We start from the raw sequence: 15,356 nt of genomic DNA, 5'->3' as shown, positions 1-15,356 counted from the left end.
ATATGTTTTTCAGACGGCCTCGAAGAATGCTGTTCCGGCTTTATGTTTTACTCTTCCAACAGATAACCTTCTTCATCCCAAACGGTCTTTTTTATCAGTTCGCCATCCTGATAAACCGCCTCCGATTTTTTGGCACCGTTGTCATGCCAATCGAGCACGATGCCGTTTCTCTTTCCGTCAGTCATGGTGATTTCCGAAAGCAGCAGCCCGTCTTCATTCCAACTGATGATGCTCACCGGCTTGTCGTTTACCATTACCATCTCGGTTTTAGGCTCGCCGCTTTGATACCATTGCTTCCAATAACCGTTGGCCTGATTGTTTTTAAATTGAATCTCGCTCTCTTTGTTGCCGTTACGGTAAAAACGCGCCCCCGTGCCTTCGCTTTTTCCTTCAGCGTAAGGCATTACGGCAGACTTTTTACCGTTTGGATACCAGTTTATCCACTCGCCGTCCGGTTTGCCGTTTTTATACTGGCCGGTCATCTTTTTCTGGCCGTTAAAATGCCACAGTGTAATGGTGCCGTTCGCCAAAGCAGGCACAAATTCTTTAATCTGGTTTGCCGTTATCTGATACGGGTCGGAATATTTTTTCAACGACGGGTAATAGAAATCCTGCACTTGCGCAATGCCGTCTTTTACCTCGTATTTACGCACATACGATACCGCCGACATGCTTGCAGTAACCTGCCCCTGCTGGTTGAAATAAACTTCCATGGTTTCCGCTGCTGCGGGCAACGCAACGCCAACGAGCACTGCCGCCGTGAAACCTGCCTGCAATAATCTGTTCATTGTTCTTTTATCTCTGCCAATAAGCTTTTACATTTACAAATTCATACAATCCGAATTCCGATAGCTCCCTTCCGTAACCCGAATCTTTCACCCCACCGAACGGCAGGCGCAAATCACTGCTGGTGTGACGGTTGATAAACACCGCGCCCGTGTGCAGTTTTTCCGCATATTGCCACGCTTTGGTAACATTTTCACTATAAATACTCGCGCCCAACCCGAAAGGATTGTCATTTGCCAGCCGCACGGCATGTTCTTCGTCCTGCGCCCTCAAAAGCACGGCCACGGGGCCGAACACTTCTTCATGATACACTCGGCAACTACGGGTCACGCCGTCTAAAACGGTAGCAGGGTAAAACCAACCTTTACCCTCCGGCAAAAAACCGCCACACAAAGCCTTTGCACCGTTTGCCAACGCATCCTGCACCTGACTATGAACCCGTTCGCGCAAATCGCTTCGATGCAGCGGGGCCAATGTTGTTTCTTCATCCATCGGATGACCGGTTTTCAACTTGGCACATTCTGCAAGGAACAGCGGCAGGAACTTATCAGCCACCGCTTCGGTAACGATAATCCGCTTCGCTGCATTACACGACTGACCCGCGTCGCGAAAACGGGAATAACATGCGTCTTTTGCCGCTTGAGCCACATCCGCATCAGGCATCACTATAAAAGCATTGCTGCCTCCCAGTTCAAGCACCGTTTTCTTCAGATTCATGCCCGCATGTGCCGCCAACCGGCGGCCGGTATCTGCCGAACCTGTAAACGCCATCGCATCGGTTTGCTCAATCGCACGCAGCACATCGGCATCATCCAACCAAGCGGGAATTAACGGCAATGTGCCGCCAACCAATTCAAACAACGCTTTCGTTACCCTTGCCACAGTGGGTGCCGGCTTTACCGCGCAAGCATTACCGGCACATAAAGCGGGAACGGCAAAACGCAAAACCTGCCACACCGGGTAGTTCCACGGCATAACGGCCAACACGACTCCCAAAGGTTCAAAGCGCACTTGGCTTAGACTGGCCTGTGTTGCAATAGTTTTATGAGCCAATAATTCGGGAGCCAAACGTGCATAATAACGAATCAGCTCTACCGACTTATCCAACTCCGCCTCGCACTCGCGCAAACAGCGCCCCACTTCTTCGCACACCATTTCTGCCAGCCGGTCGCGGTCGGCTGCCAATTTTTCGGCAAAATCCAGCAATAATGCGGTTCTTACCGTTACAGGCAATGCGGCAAAGTCACGCTGTTTGCAACGTAAATCCTGCAAGTTTTCCTCAAATTCAGCCCATTGCTGTGCCGGACGCTCAAATAATATTTTTCCGCTGATAATGTGGGTACTGCGGTACACGCTTTGCTCCATCAGATAGTTTATTTATTTTATACAATATCTTATTCAATTATCTGAAATACTTTCAGACGGCCTTACTGCTCTCCAACCGGTTAATAAATACCTAAAGAAATAGTACCATTAAAAATTATTTAAATGGCACTTACATTTTTAAATAAAACTTTTACTGTAATTATTCTACTGTTAAAACCGAATATATGCAGGATATATAATAAAAGGCCGTCTGAAAACTTTATTTCAGACGGCCTAATCTTTCATTTCCTTACAATTGTTTCAAACGTGCAATACGGTTATCCAAGGTCGGATGTGTACTCAAAAGCGAATCACGTTCTTCACTGGCAATACCCATCGCCGTCATTTCTTTAGGAAGATCGCTCGGGTTTCCTTTCAAACGTTGCAGCGCAGCAATCATTTTCGGAGCACCCACCAGTTTGGCGGCACCCGCATCGGCACGGTATTCGCGTTGGCGGCTGAACCACATAACGATAAAGCTCGCCAGAAAACCAAATACAACCTGTAATACCATACTCACAATGAAATAAGTGCCTTGCGAAACTTCGCCGTTGTCATTTCGAGCCACCAAGCCCGAAACCACGCGCGCCAAGAATACGACAAATGTATTGACTACGCCTTGAATCAAAGTGAGCGTAACCATATCGCCGTTACCGACGTGGGCCATTTCATGCGCAAGGACGGCTTCCACTTCGTCACGGGACATGTGATCGAGCAAACCGGTGCTGACGGCAACCAGCGAATTGTTTTTACTGGCACCGGTGGCAAAAGCGTTGGGTTCGTGTGAATGGTAAATCGCAACTTCAGGGGTTTTCAGGTTCCATTGGCGGGCCTGATTCTCAACCGTCTGCAAAAGCCATGCTTCGGTTTCGTTGTGCGGCTGAGTAATCACCTCGGCACCGACCGAGCGTTTCGCCATAGTTTTTGACATCAACAACGAAATAATCGAGCCGGTAAAACCGATAACGGCGGAATACACCAGCAAACTGCCCATTTCATTGGGGTTGCTGCTCACGCCGAGAACGCTGAGGATAACGCTGATAACAACGAGAACGGCAATGTTGGTTGCTAAAAACAAAAAGATACGTTTCACGAGTTTTCCTTTGGGAGTGCAATTTGTGTATTGTTTTCGATATGGATTTTTAAATCGCCAGGAGAATGCGTTCTGTGTCCTAAAGAACGGTGATATTGTCGCAAAAAGGCTGATAACCGCAAAGATGCCGTTAAGAAAAGGTATGCAAATTTGTGAATGTTTCAAACGGCTTATTTAACAGGCAAACGGCCGCCGGAAGATATCTTAATGTATTTTTCAGACGGCCTTTTTTTTCAAAAAATCGGCATAATCAGCTTTTAAAATACCTTTTCGGCATAATATAGAGCAGTAAATCTACACTAGCATCTATTTATTGAAAAAATCGACCGCTTCATTCGACCGCCCATTTGCCGATTGATAACATCTGACACGTTTACAAAACGGATTACATTCGTACCTGGCCATTGCCCAACACTACCCATTTTTGGCTTGTCAAACCGTGCAATCCGACAGGACCACGCACATGGATTTTATCAGTAGAAATGCCGATTTCCGCCCCCAACCCGTATTCAAACCCGTCTGCGAAACGTGTGCTGGCATTTACCATTACGCTGGCGCTGTCGACCATACGCAGGAAAATCTGCGCATCGGTATAAGATTCGGTAACGATGCTGTCGGTATGGTGGCTGCCGTACATGTTAATGTGGGCAATCGCTTCGGCCATACTTTCGACTGTTTTTACAGCCAAAACGGGAGCCAGATATTCGGTGCGCCAATCTTCTTCAGTTGCCGCCTTGATGTTCTTTAAGACGGCCAACGTACGTTCGCAACCACGCAACTCCACGCCTTTCTCTGCATATTTTTTCTCCAGCAACGGCAGAATTTCGGCGGCTCGGCTCTCGTGTACCAGCAGCGTTTCCATGGTATTGCAAGTGCCATAGCGCGAAGTTTTGGCATTGAAAGCAATATCCACGGCCTTCTGCGTATCGGCGGCTCGGTCAATATAAACATGGCAGATACCGTCGAGATGCTTAATCACCGGCACACGTGCTTCGGCGGCGATGCGAGCAACCAGCGATTTGCCGCCGCGCGGAATGATTACATCAATCAAATCGGGGCTTTGCAGCATTGCGCCGACACTTTCGCGACTGGTGTTTTCGATCAGGCGCACGGCATCCGCGGGCAAACCGTTTTCAGCCAACGCCTGAGTAATCAGCTTGGCCACTGCCATATTGCTGTTGAATGCTTCACTGCCGCCCCGCAGCACGCAGGCATTGCCGGATTTCAAACACAAAGCGGCTGCATCAACAGTTACGTTCGGGCGCGATTCGTAAATAACGCCGATAACACCCAGTGGCACGCGCATTTTGCCGATTTGCAAACCGTTCGGGCGGATGCGGAATTCGTCCATTTCCCCTACGGGGTCGGGCAAAGCGGCAATTTGCCGCAACCCTTCGCACATACTCTCTATGGTGTTCTCAGTCAGTTTCAGTCGGTCGAGTAAAGCGGCATCCAATCCTTTTGCCGCCGCCTGCTCCATATCTTGGGCGTTGGCGGCAAGCACGGCGGACTGATGGTGTTTGAGGAGCTCAGACATCCGTAGCAAAGCGGCATTTTTCTGTGCGGTGGAGCTTGCCGCCAATGCATAAAAAGCCTGCTTGGCGGCGGCGGCGGTTTGACGGACGTATTCTTGGATATTCTGCATAATGTGCGGCCCGATGAAAAATGGAAAAGTAATGGATTTGAAGGCAGCCTTAAAACATAGGACTTCGCGGCTATGGTAAACGCAGCAAACGGATTAAGCAACATTTGAGGCCGTCTGAAAAAGCGGGCCTGCTTCAGCACAATTCCTGTGCCGCCTTTTCTACCATATCGGGGCCGAGTTTGTTTAAACAATCGGTATGCCCGAACGGGCATTCGCGTTTGAAACAAGGCGAGCAATCAAGGTTTAAGCTGACGATTCGGGCCTTATCGCTCAACGGCGGCGTGTGGTCGGCACTCGACGAACCGTATACGGCCACCAGTTTCCTGCCCAACGCGGCGGCGAGGTGCATCAGGCCGCTGTCGTTGCAGACCACCGTATCGGCACAGGCCAACAGGTCGATGGCTTCGGAAAGACTGGTTTTGCCGCATAAATTGACACAGAGGCCGTCTGAAAGCATGTTGATGTTTTCAGCGATATCGAAATCTTTTTGCGAGCCGAAGAGCCAAATCTGCCACCCTTTGGCTGCGTAACGTCGCGCAAGTTCGGCAAAATGATGGGCCGGCCAGCGTTTGGCAGGGCCGTATTCCGCGCCGGGGCAGAAAGCCAAAACCGGTTTGGCCGTGTTTAAACCGTGCGTCTCCAGCGCGGCCTGCTGGCTTGCGGGGTCGATTTGAAAAGCGGGATAACTCGAACGACCGTTAAAATCGGCTTGGGAAGGATGCGCCAGCGCAGTGTAACGGTCCACCATCAGCGGCAAAGCGGCTTTATCGAGCTTGCGTATGTCATTCAGCAGCAGATAGCGGGTTTCGCCTACATAACCGGTACGCTGTTTGATGCCGGTTGCAGCCGCAATCAAACCTGATTTGAGCGAACCGGGCAACACGATTACTTGATCATAGCCCCGTTTTCCCAACGCCCTGCCTGTTTGGATACGCTTTTTCAATTCCAACGCACCATGCCCGAACGGGTTTTCAAAAATTTCATTGATTTCGGGCATGCGCTCGAACACGGCCATCGACCACTTAGGGGAAAATACGTCAATCGTGCAATCGGGATAAAGCTCTTGCAAACGACGGTAGAGCGGCTGCGTCATCACGCAATCTCCGATCCAGCTCGGGGAAATAATCAGAATTTTTTTAGCCATGATGATTTAACGGTTTATGCAGGCAGCCATTTTATCGCCATTTCACGCGCTTATGTTGAGACAACGGCTTTTTCCGCTTTCAGGCCGTCTGAAAAGAAAAATGACACATTAACGAAGAACTTATCATCACAATGATACCGGCCGCTTGGCCGCCTTTAAACAACCCGCTTCCACACTTAACCGAACAGGCCGTCTGAAAAATTTTCAGACGGCCTGTTCGGTTATTTCTTCAATGCCGCACGTTTCACGATTACCCACCAATCTTTCGCTTCCAATTTGGGGCGTTTTTGAAAAACATCATAACGGTTGGCTTCCAGTTTGCTCAAAATCTGCTGCGCACCGATCACTATCATCCTTAATTCAAAACCGATGCGCCCTTTCAACGTTTTACCCAGCGGCGACCCCGCTTTCAACATATTATGCGCACGGGTACACTCATACGCCATCAACCGTTGGAAAGCAAAGTCGGCACGGTCTTCGGCGATTTGGGTTTCGCTTACGCCGAATTTTTCCAAATCGTCCTGCGGAATATAAACCCGCCCTTTTTCCCAATCGACCGCTACATCCTGCCAGAAGTTAACCAACTGCAAAGCCGTGCAAATGCCGTCGCTTTGGGCGATACTGCGCGCATCGGTTTCACCATAAAGATGCAGCATGATGCGCCCCACCGGGTTGGCGGAGCGGCGGCAATAATCCACCAATTCGGCAAAATTCTGATAACGCTTTTTCACCACATCCTGACGGAACGCGGAAAGCAAATCGTAAAACGGCTGCAAAGGCATTTCAAACGGGCGCACCGCTTCGCGTTGCAAGCGGCACATCATTTCGGTTTGCGGCGTTTCACCGCGCGAAATCGTATCCAACTCTTGCTGCAAAGCATCCAGCCTCAGCAAACGCTCTTCATCGCTGACACAACCTTCATCGGCAATATCGTCGGCAGTACGGGCGAAAACATAAACCGCATGCGTCGGCACACGCAGGCGGCGCGGCAGCATGATCGAACCGACGGGGAAATTTTCGTAATGGTTGACAGACATAATCGGTTTTCCGTTAATTGGCCGGTTTCAAGAGGCCGTCTGAATTCAGCCTGCATTCTTTTCAGACGGCCTCAAAGACTTTACGGTCGGTAAAACAGCCATAAAAAAACACCGACGGTTCATTTGTCGGTGCTTTCAAATGTTAGGGTGGCGAGCCCGACCCCCGGCACTGGCGCATCAGAGTGGGCTGCTGGCTTCCGCCCCTGACCCGTTGTTCCAAATTACCATGCGGGGAGACCCGCCATAGGAAAGATGCGTATTATATAGTCAAAAAAATGAATAAGCAAGGCAAAGCGGCTGTTGTCAGCCACCATAATACCTCTTTCGGAAAGCACGCTCTGTTCCGAAATCGGCAGAAACGGAAGGTTGGGCATAAACGGCAGGCACAGCCAACACCGATATACCAACGGCAACAATACTTTTTGCGTTATCAATCGTTTCCCAACGAATACGAATCTACAACATCTATCGATATATTACATTTGCCGCTCTTCCACAGGCAGTTAACCGCCTTCGGAATACAGCACAATACATTGTTCAACAACAAAATTGTCAACAAAATTCCTGCTTCTCTATGAAATACCTGCATACCGATATCTATATTTTTCCATTGAAAAACAATGGAAATTACACTACATTACACAACTATTTCTGTACATTTTTTTCAGACGGCCTCAAAAAATTAACAACAGAGCCTGCCGAGAATTTTAAAAACACACGGAGCAGCACGCCACCATGACCACAGACACAACACAACGCATCCGGGAAATTCCCTACAATTACACATCCTATTCCGACCGCGAAATTGTGATCCGCCTGCTCGGAGAAGAAGCTTGGAACATACTGCAAGAGCTGCGTAACCAGCGCAGAACAGGTCGTTCGGCACGGATGCTGTTTGAAGTGTTGGGTGATATTTGGGTGGTGGTACGCAACCCCTATTTGATAGACGATTTGCTTGAGCAGAAGCAGCGCCAAGCCGCACTGGTTCGGGAAATGCATCATCGTCTCAACGAAATCCAAAAACGCCGCGACAATAACATCCAGGTTGCACATTTACTTCAAGCCACCGAAGCGGCGGTGCACCGCTTCGATGAAAGTTTTGAAGCCACCCGCAACAAACGCGCCGCAATCCAAAAACGCCTCTCCAAAATCACCAAAAAACACAACATCATGTTCGACGGCCTCGCCCGCGTGGTACACGTTACCGATGCGACCGACTGGCGCGTGGAATATCCGTTTGTGGTCATCAACCCCGACACCGAAGACGAAATCGCACCTTTGGTAAAAGCCTTAATCGAACTCGATTTAACCATCATTCCACGGGGCGGCGGCACGGGCTATACCGGCGGCGCGGTGCCGCTGGATGCCATGAGCGCGGTCATCAACACCGAAAAACTCGACAAACACAACGGCGTGGAATATGTGGAACTGCCCGGATTGGAAGGCAAGCACCCGATTATCCATTGCGGCGCGGGCGTGGTAACGCGGCGGGTGGAGGAAACCGCCACCGCCTCCAAACTGGTATTCGCGGTTGACCCTACCTCCGCCGACGCTTCCTGTGTGGGCGGCAACGTGGCCATGAACGCGGGCGGCAAAAAAGCCGTGCTATGGGGCACGGCGTTGGACAATCTTGCCTACTGGAAAATGGTCAACCCGCAAGGCGAATGGCTGAAAATCGAGCGTGTGCGCCACAACTTCGGCAAAATCCACGACGAAGAAACCGCCGTTTTCGACGTACATACTTTGGATTCAGACGGCCTCAACATCGTTAAAACCGAACGCTTGGAAATCGACGGCCACAAATTCCGCAAAGTCGGCCTCGGCAAAGACGTTACCGACAAATTCCTCAGCGGCCTGCCCGGCGTGCAAAAAGAAGGCACCGACGGCATCATCACCAGCGTGGCCTTCGTGCTGCACACCATGCCGAAATACATCCGCACCGTATGTTTGGAATTTTTCGGCACGGTTGCCAACGCCACACCGTCTATCGTGGAAATCCGCGACTACATGCTCGGCCATGGCAGTGTGAAGCTGGCCGGTTTGGAACATCTCGACTGGCGCTATGTGCGCGCGGTCGGCTATGCCACCAAAGCGGCGGGTAAAGGCCGCCCGAAAATGGTGCTGATTGCCGATATTGTGAGCGACGACGAAGCCGCCGTCGCCGATGCCGCCGAGCATATCGTCAAACTGGCGCAAGCCCGCGACGGCGAAGGCTTTATCGCCGTTACCCCCGAAGCGCGCAAAACCTTCTGGCTCGACCGCAGCCGCACCGCCGCCATCGCCAAGCACACCAATGCCTTTAAAATCAATGAAGACGTGGTGATTCCGCTGGAGCGTTTGGGCGAGTATTCAGACGGCATCGAGCGTATCAATATCGAGTTGTCGATCAAAAACAAACTGGCCTTGTGCGAAGCCTTAATCCAATATCTGCAAGGCAGCCTGCCCGTCGATAAAATGGGCACCGACCTGCCCAGCAGCGAATTGCTGGGCGAACGCGCCAAACACGCGCTCCAACACGTTTCCGCCGTGAAAGAGCGTTGGGAATGGCTGCTTAGCAACCTCGACGCGCCTTTGGGCGAATACAAACAACGCTACGGCCATGCCGTTCACGCCGCACCCGAAGCCAAAGACGAAGAAAGCTGCTTCATCGCCTTCCGCGATTTCCGCCTGCGCGTGTCGATTAAAGCCGACGTGATGAAACCCCTGTCTGAAATCTTCAGCGGCAAGGCCGACACCAAAATCATGGAAGGTTTGGCCAAGATTCACAGCCGCGTGGTACGCGGGCGCGTGTTCGTCGCCCTGCACATGCACGCGGGCGACGGCAACGTCCATACCAATATTCCTGTGAATTCAGACGATTACGACATGCTGCAAACCGCTCATAAAGCGGTGGAACGCATCATGAGAATCGCCCGCAGCCTCAACGGCGTGATTTCCGGCGAACACGGCATCGGCATTACCAAACTCGAATTCCTTACCGACGAAGAAATGCAGCCCTTCTGGGACTACAAAGCCAAAGTCGATCCGCAAGGCCGCTTCAACCGCCACAAACTGATGCGCGGTTCGGATTTACGCAACGCCTACACGCCTTCGTTTGAGCTGCTTGGCGTGGAATCGCTGATTATGGAACAGTCCGACCTCGGCACCATCGCCGAATCGGTGAAAGACTGCCTGCGCTGCGGCAAGTGCAAACCCGTGTGCAGCACCCATGTGCCGCGCGCCAATCTTCTTTACAGCCCGCGCAACAAAATCCTCGGTGTCGGCTTGCTAACCGAAGCGTTTTTATACGAAGAACAAACCCGCCGCGGCGTATCGCTGCGCCACTTCGACGAATTAAACGACCTCGGCGACCACTGCACCGTGTGCCACCGCTGCGTGAAGCCCTGCCCCGTCAACATCGACTTCGGCGACGTAACCGTGGCCATCCGCAACTATCTGCGCAAAGCCGGCAAACGCAAGTTCAACCCCGCCGTGGCCGCCGGCATGGCTTTTCTCAATGCCAAAGACCCGCGCACCATCCAAGTGTTGCGCAAAGGCGTAGTGGAAGCCGGTTTCAAATTTCAGAATATGGCATACAACTGGGGCAAGAAAGCCCATATCGGTGCAGGCCGTCTGAAAAAAGCTCCCAAAGCCACCACGGGCGGTTCGCCGATTAAAGAGCAGGTAGTGCATTTCATCAACCGCCCGCTGCCGCGCCATGTGCCGATAAAAACCGCCCGCGCTTGGTTGAACATCGAAGACAACAAAACCGTGCCGATTATCCGTAACCCGCAGCTTTCCGAAGACAGCGAAGCCGTGTTCTACTTCCCCGGCTGCGGCTCCGAGCGGCTGTTCAGCCAAGTCGGACTGGCTACGCAAGCCATGCTCTGGCATGCCGGCGTACAAACCGTGCTGCCGCCGGGTTACCTCTGCTGCGGCTATCCGCAAGACGCAGGCGGCAACAAAGACAAAGCCGAACAGATGACCACCGAAAACCGCGTGCTCTTCCACCGTTTGGCCAATACCTTAAACTACCTCGACATCAAAACCGTAGTGGTAAGCTGCGGCACCTGCTACGACCAGCTGGAAAAATACCGTTTCGAAGACATTTTCCCCGGCTGCCGCATCATTGATATTCATGAGTTTTTATTGGAAAAAGGCATCAAGCTCGACGGCATCACGGGTCAGCAGTATCTCTACCACGACCCCTGCCACAGCCCGATCAAAACCATGAATGCTACTAAAATGACCAGCGAACTGATGGGCAAAGAAGTGGTGTTGAGTGACCGCTGCTGCGGCGAATCGGGCATGTTTGCCGTCAAACGGCCCGATATCGCCACACAAGTGAAATTCCGCAAACAGGAAGAAATCGAGAAAAACCTCAAGCAGCTGCCGCAGGGCGAGCCGGTCAAAATGCTCACCTCCTGCCCCGCCTGCCTACAAGGTTTGAGCCGCTACACCGACGACAACGCCATGCCCGCCGACTACATCGTGGTGGAAATGGCGAAACACATCCTCGGCGACAACTGGCAAAACGAGTTTGTCGAAAAAGCCAATAACGGCGGTATTGAGAAAGTGTTGCTGTAGACCGTATGACACGAGGAGGCCGTCTGAAAATTTTTTCAGACGGCCTCTTTCTCAACAGTTAAATCAAACTGCTTTATTTTTTACGTTGCGGCGGCAAATCGGTACAAGTACCCAATGCTACTTCCGCAGCCATACCGATACTTTCGCCCAAAGTCGGATGCGGATGAATGGTTTTGCCGATATCGACAGCATCACAACCCATTTCGATAGCCAAACAGATTTCACCGATCATATCGCCGCCATTGGGGCCGACAATACCGCCGCCGATGATTTTGCCGCTTTCGGCATCAAAAATCAGCTTGGTAAAGCCTTGATCGCAACCGTTGGCAATCGCACGGCCTGAAGCAGCCCATGGGAAATTGGCTTTGGTAATCTTAATGCCTTGCTCTTTGGCAGCGGTTTCAGTTACACCTACCCAAGCCACTTCGGGAGCGGTATAGGCCACGCCCGGAATCACACGTGCATCAAAATAGGCTTTGTGGCCGGCGCAGTTTTCCGCCGCTACATGGCCTTCGTGCACAGCTTTGTGCGCCAACATAGGCTGACCGACAATATCACCGATGGCGTAAATATGCGGCACATTGGTACGCTGCTGTTTGTCCACTTCGATAAAACCGCGATCGGTAACAATCACGCCGGCTTTTTCGGCACCAATCAGCTTACCGTTGGGCGCACGACCCGCTGCAACCAGCACCACATCGTAACGCTGCGGCTCTTTCGGAGCATTCGCGCCTTCAAAACTTACATAAATACCGTCTTCTTTCGGCTCTACGGCAACGGTTTTGGTGTTGACCATAATGTTATCGAAGCGGTATTCGTTCAGCTTCTGCCAAACTTTAACCAAGTCGCGGTCGGCACCCTGCATCAGGCCGTCCATCATTTCAACTACATCCAAACGGGTGCCCAGCGTGCTGTATACCGTACCCATTTCCAAACCGATGATACCGCCGCCGATAATCAGCATTTTGCCCGGCACTTCTTTCAAGGCCAGCGCGCCGGTAGAGTCGATAATACGGGGATCTTCGGGAATAAACGGCAGGTTTACCACACGGCTGCCTGCAGCGATGATGGCGTTTTTGAAAGCAACGGTTTTCTTCTCGCCGGTTTCTTCCTTGCCTTCACCTGAAGTCAGAGCCACTTCCATGTGGTTCGGGCCGACAAATTGGCCGTTACCGCGAATTACATCCACTTTGCGGGCTTTAGCCATACCGGCCAAACCGGTAGTCAGTTTTCCGATCACTTTTTCTTTATAGCCGCGCAACATATCGATATTTAATTCCGGTTCGGGGTATTTGATACCGTTCGCAGCCAAATGGCGTACTTCGTCAATCACAGCAGCATTGTGCAGCAAGGCTTTGGAAGGAATACAGCCTACATTCAGGCACACGCCGCCCAAAGTGGCGTAACGCTCTACAATCGCGGTTTTCAAACCTTGGTCGGCTGCGGCAAATGCAGCGGAATAACCGCCCGGGCCGCCACCCAACACCACTACGTCGTATTCGGCATCGGCAGAACCGCTGAATTGGGCGGCTTGCGATGCGAGTGCAGCCGCTTTGGGTGCTTCTTCTTTCACGGGCGCAGGGGCTGCTTCGGCTTTTGGCGCTTCGGCTGCGGCACCGGCGGCTTCAATCACGGCAATCACGCCGCCTTCGGAAATTTTGTCGCCTACTTTGACTTTCACTTCTTTCACTACGCCGGCAGCTTCGGCAGGCACATCCATAGTAGCTTTGTCGGTTTCCAGAGTAACCAGCGTATCTTCAACCGCCACAGTATCGCCTGCTTTGATTTCTACGGCGATGATGTCCACATTTTCGTGGCCGCCGATATCAGGAACCTTGAGTTCAATCAAGCTCATTGTTAAACCTTTCAGTAAAGCAGTTTATATACTGCTTTCATTAAAATCTTGTTTTCAGACGGCCTCGTAAGATTCCTAAAGGCCGTCTGAAAAGCCTTACAGCACTACGCGGCGGAAGTCTTTTAACAGGTTCGCCAAATACACGGTAAAGCGCATGCCGGCCGCACCATCAATCACGCGGTGGTCGAACGACAGGCTCAACGGGCACATCAGGCGCGGTTCAAAGGCCGAGCCGTTCCATACCGGTTTCATTTGTGATTTGCACACGCCCAAAATGGCCACTTCGGGAGCGTTCACAATCGGCGTAAAGCCGGTACCGCCGATACCGCCCAAGCTGGAAATGGTGAAGCAAGCACCTTGCATCTCGTTGGGCTTGAGCTTGCCTTCGCGGGCTTTTTTGCTCAACTCGGTTAGCTCTTGGGAAATTTCTTTCAAGCCTTTTTTTTCCACGTCTTTAATTACCGGCACAACCAAGCCGTTGGGTGTGTCGGCGGCAAAGCCGATGTTGTAGTATTTCTTCAGAATCAGGTTTTCGCCGTCAAGAGAAGAATTAAACTCGGGGAAAGCTTTCAATGCGGTTACGGAAGCTTTGATAATGAACGCCAACGGCGACAGTTTCACACCTTCGCGCTCCCACTCTTTGTTCAGAGTTTTGCGGAATTCTTCCAGCTCGGTCATATCGGCATCTTCGTTCACGGTAACGTGAGGAATCATCACCCAGTTTCGTGAAAGATTTTGACCGGAAATTTTCTTAATGCGGGAAAGTTCTTTCACTTCGATTTCACCGAACTTGCTGAAATCTACTTTCGGCCACGGCAGCAAGTCCAAACCGCCGCCCAATGAAGCGGTTGCAGCAGCAGGCGCAGCTTTGCCCGCACCACCTTGCATAGCGGCTTTAACGAAGGCTTTGATGTCTTCGCCGACGATACGGCCTTTCAAACCCGTACCTTTTACCAAGCTCAAATCCACGCCCAATTCGCGTGCCAGTTTGCGTGCAGACGGGCCGGCATGTGCTTTGGCAAATGCGGCTTCATTTACCGGCGTATTGCCGAATGCAGCAACAGGTGCGGCATCGGCCTTAGGTGCGGCAGGAGCCGGAGCGGCTTGTGGCGCAGGAGCTGCAGCTTTAGGTGCTTCTTGTGCGGGAGCTGCGACAGGAACGGCAGTGACACCGCCTCCGGTTTCCACTTCGATAATTTGAGTGCCTTGGGAAACTTTGTCGCCCACTTTCACATACACGGCTTTCACTACGCCGGCAGCAGTGCTCGGCACGTCCATAGTGGCTTTGTCGGTTTCCAAAGTAATCAATGTATCGTCTTCGGACACAGTGTCGCCCACTTTGATTTCAACGGCAATCACATCCACATTTTCGTGGCCGCCGATGTCGGGTACTTCCACTTTTACAGTTGCACCGCCCGCAGCAGGAGCAGCTTGTGCAGGTGCGGCGGCAGGTGCAGGCTCGGCTGCTTTTTCGGCGGCAGGTGCAGCAGCTTCCGCGGCAGCACCGGCGGCCTCAACCAAGACAATCACGCTGCCTTCGGAAACTTTGTCGCCTACGTTGACTTTAACTTCTTTTACCACACCTGCGGCATCGGCGGGTACGTCCATGGTGGCTTTGTCGGTTTCCAGCGTAATCAGGGTATCGTCGACAGCGATGGTGTCGCCCGCTTTCACTTCAACGGCAATCACGTCTACATTTTCATGGCCGCCGATGTCGGGTACTTTGATTTCTACGATTTGACTCATCGTGCTTTCCTTTAACAACCGCAGCAGCAGTGTGCTGCGGCACGTTGTTTTGTTGTAAGACTTAAAAACGGTTTCAAGCGGATATTCTTTTCAGACGGCCTCTTTCACTTTCAGAGGCC

9 protein-coding genes and 1 other RNA gene are annotated in these 15,356 nt (G+C 51.8%); 1 reads left to right on the top strand and 9 read right to left on the bottom strand.

From position 1 onward, the window contains the following. Positions 1-47 precede the first annotated feature (47 nt). From EL216_RS00710 to ffs, 7 genes are all read right to left on the bottom strand, one after another. Positions 48-788 (bottom strand): toxin-antitoxin system YwqK family antitoxin, encoded by a 741-nt coding sequence (locus EL216_RS00710; protein WP_085389621.1) that lies wholly within the window; start codon positions 786-788, stop codon positions 48-50. A 7-nt stretch (positions 789-795) separates the two neighbouring features. Beyond that, positions 796-2,151 carry an aldehyde dehydrogenase family protein gene (locus tag EL216_RS00705; protein ID WP_408633976.1) on the bottom strand — a complete coding sequence of 452 codons (1,356 nt, stop codon included), beginning with the start codon at positions 2,149-2,151 and terminating at the stop codon, positions 796-798. 250 nt (positions 2,152-2,401) lie between these two features. Beyond that, complete coding sequence (htpX, locus tag EL216_RS00700) at positions 2,402-3,244, bottom strand: protease HtpX (protein ID WP_085389620.1); 843 nt, start codon at positions 3,242-3,244, stop codon at positions 2,402-2,404. Between the two features lie 385 nt (positions 3,245-3,629). After that, positions 3,630-4,889 carry a glutamate-5-semialdehyde dehydrogenase gene (locus EL216_RS00695; RefSeq protein WP_085389619.1) on the bottom strand — a complete coding sequence of 420 codons (1,260 nt, stop codon included), beginning with the start codon at positions 4,887-4,889 and terminating at the stop codon, positions 3,630-3,632. 133 nt (positions 4,890-5,022) lie between these two features. Continuing rightward, positions 5,023-6,033 carry a lipopolysaccharide heptosyltransferase II gene (waaF, locus tag EL216_RS00690; RefSeq protein WP_085389618.1) on the bottom strand — a complete coding sequence of 337 codons (1,011 nt, stop codon included), beginning with the start codon at positions 6,031-6,033 and terminating at the stop codon, positions 5,023-5,025. A gap of 221 nt (positions 6,034-6,254) precedes the next feature. Further along, positions 6,255-7,070 carry a squalene synthase HpnC gene (hpnC, locus tag EL216_RS00685; protein ID WP_085389617.1) on the bottom strand — a complete coding sequence of 272 codons (816 nt, stop codon included), beginning with the start codon at positions 7,068-7,070 and terminating at the stop codon, positions 6,255-6,257. Positions 7,071-7,216: 146 nt separating this feature from the next. Beyond that, an RNA gene (gene ffs, locus EL216_RS00680) (signal recognition particle sRNA small type) lies at positions 7,217-7,313 on the bottom strand. A 492-nt stretch (positions 7,314-7,805) separates the two neighbouring features. Between ffs and EL216_RS00675 the strand changes: the two genes are divergently transcribed. Next, positions 7,806-11,636 (top strand): DUF3683 domain-containing protein, encoded by a 3,831-nt coding sequence (locus tag EL216_RS00675; RefSeq protein WP_085389616.1) that lies wholly within the window; start codon positions 7,806-7,808, stop codon positions 11,634-11,636. 73 nt (positions 11,637-11,709) lie between these two features. On the opposite strand, the gene lpdA is transcribed toward EL216_RS00675, so the two are convergent. After that, positions 11,710-13,491 (bottom strand): dihydrolipoyl dehydrogenase, encoded by a 1,782-nt coding sequence (lpdA, locus tag EL216_RS00670; protein ID WP_085389615.1) that lies wholly within the window; start codon positions 13,489-13,491, stop codon positions 11,710-11,712. Between the two features lie 96 nt (positions 13,492-13,587). Further along, positions 13,588-15,237: a dihydrolipoyllysine-residue acetyltransferase gene (aceF, locus tag EL216_RS00665; protein WP_085389614.1), complete on the bottom strand. Its 1,650-nt coding sequence runs from the start codon at positions 15,235-15,237 to the stop codon at positions 13,588-13,590. Positions 15,238-15,356 lie beyond the last annotated feature (119 nt).

It is taken from the genome of Neisseria animaloris, assembly GCF_900637855.1.
Lineage (GTDB): Bacteria > Pseudomonadota > Gammaproteobacteria > Burkholderiales > Neisseriaceae > Neisseria > Neisseria animaloris.
Note: the sequence above shows the minus strand (reverse complement) of the source record. Positions and strands in the feature narration are given on the sequence as shown.

Coding starts and splice junctions, on each gene's coding strand:
- EL216_RS00695 (WP_085389619.1), bottom strand. CDS start 4,889: ATGCAGAATATCCAAGAATACGTCCGTCAAACCGCCGCCGCCGCCAAG.
- EL216_RS00675 (WP_085389616.1), top strand. CDS start 7,806: ATGACCACAGACACAACACAACGCATCCGGGAAATTCCCTACAATTAC.
- hpnC (WP_085389617.1), bottom strand. CDS start 7,070: ATGTCTGTCAACCATTACGAAAATTTCCCCGTCGGTTCGATCATGCTG.
- waaF (WP_085389618.1), bottom strand. CDS start 6,033: ATGGCTAAAAAAATTCTGATTATTTCCCCGAGCTGGATCGGAGATTGC.
- aceF (WP_085389614.1), bottom strand. CDS start 15,237: ATGAGTCAAATCGTAGAAATCAAAGTACCCGACATCGGCGGCCATGAA.
- lpdA (WP_085389615.1), bottom strand. CDS start 13,491: ATGAGCTTGATTGAACTCAAGGTTCCTGATATCGGCGGCCACGAAAAT.
- EL216_RS00705 (WP_408633976.1), bottom strand. CDS start 2,151: ATGGAGCAAAGCGTGTACCGCAGTACCCACATTATCAGCGGAAAAATA.
- EL216_RS00710 (WP_085389621.1), bottom strand. CDS start 788: ATGAACAGATTATTGCAGGCAGGTTTCACGGCGGCAGTGCTCGTTGGC.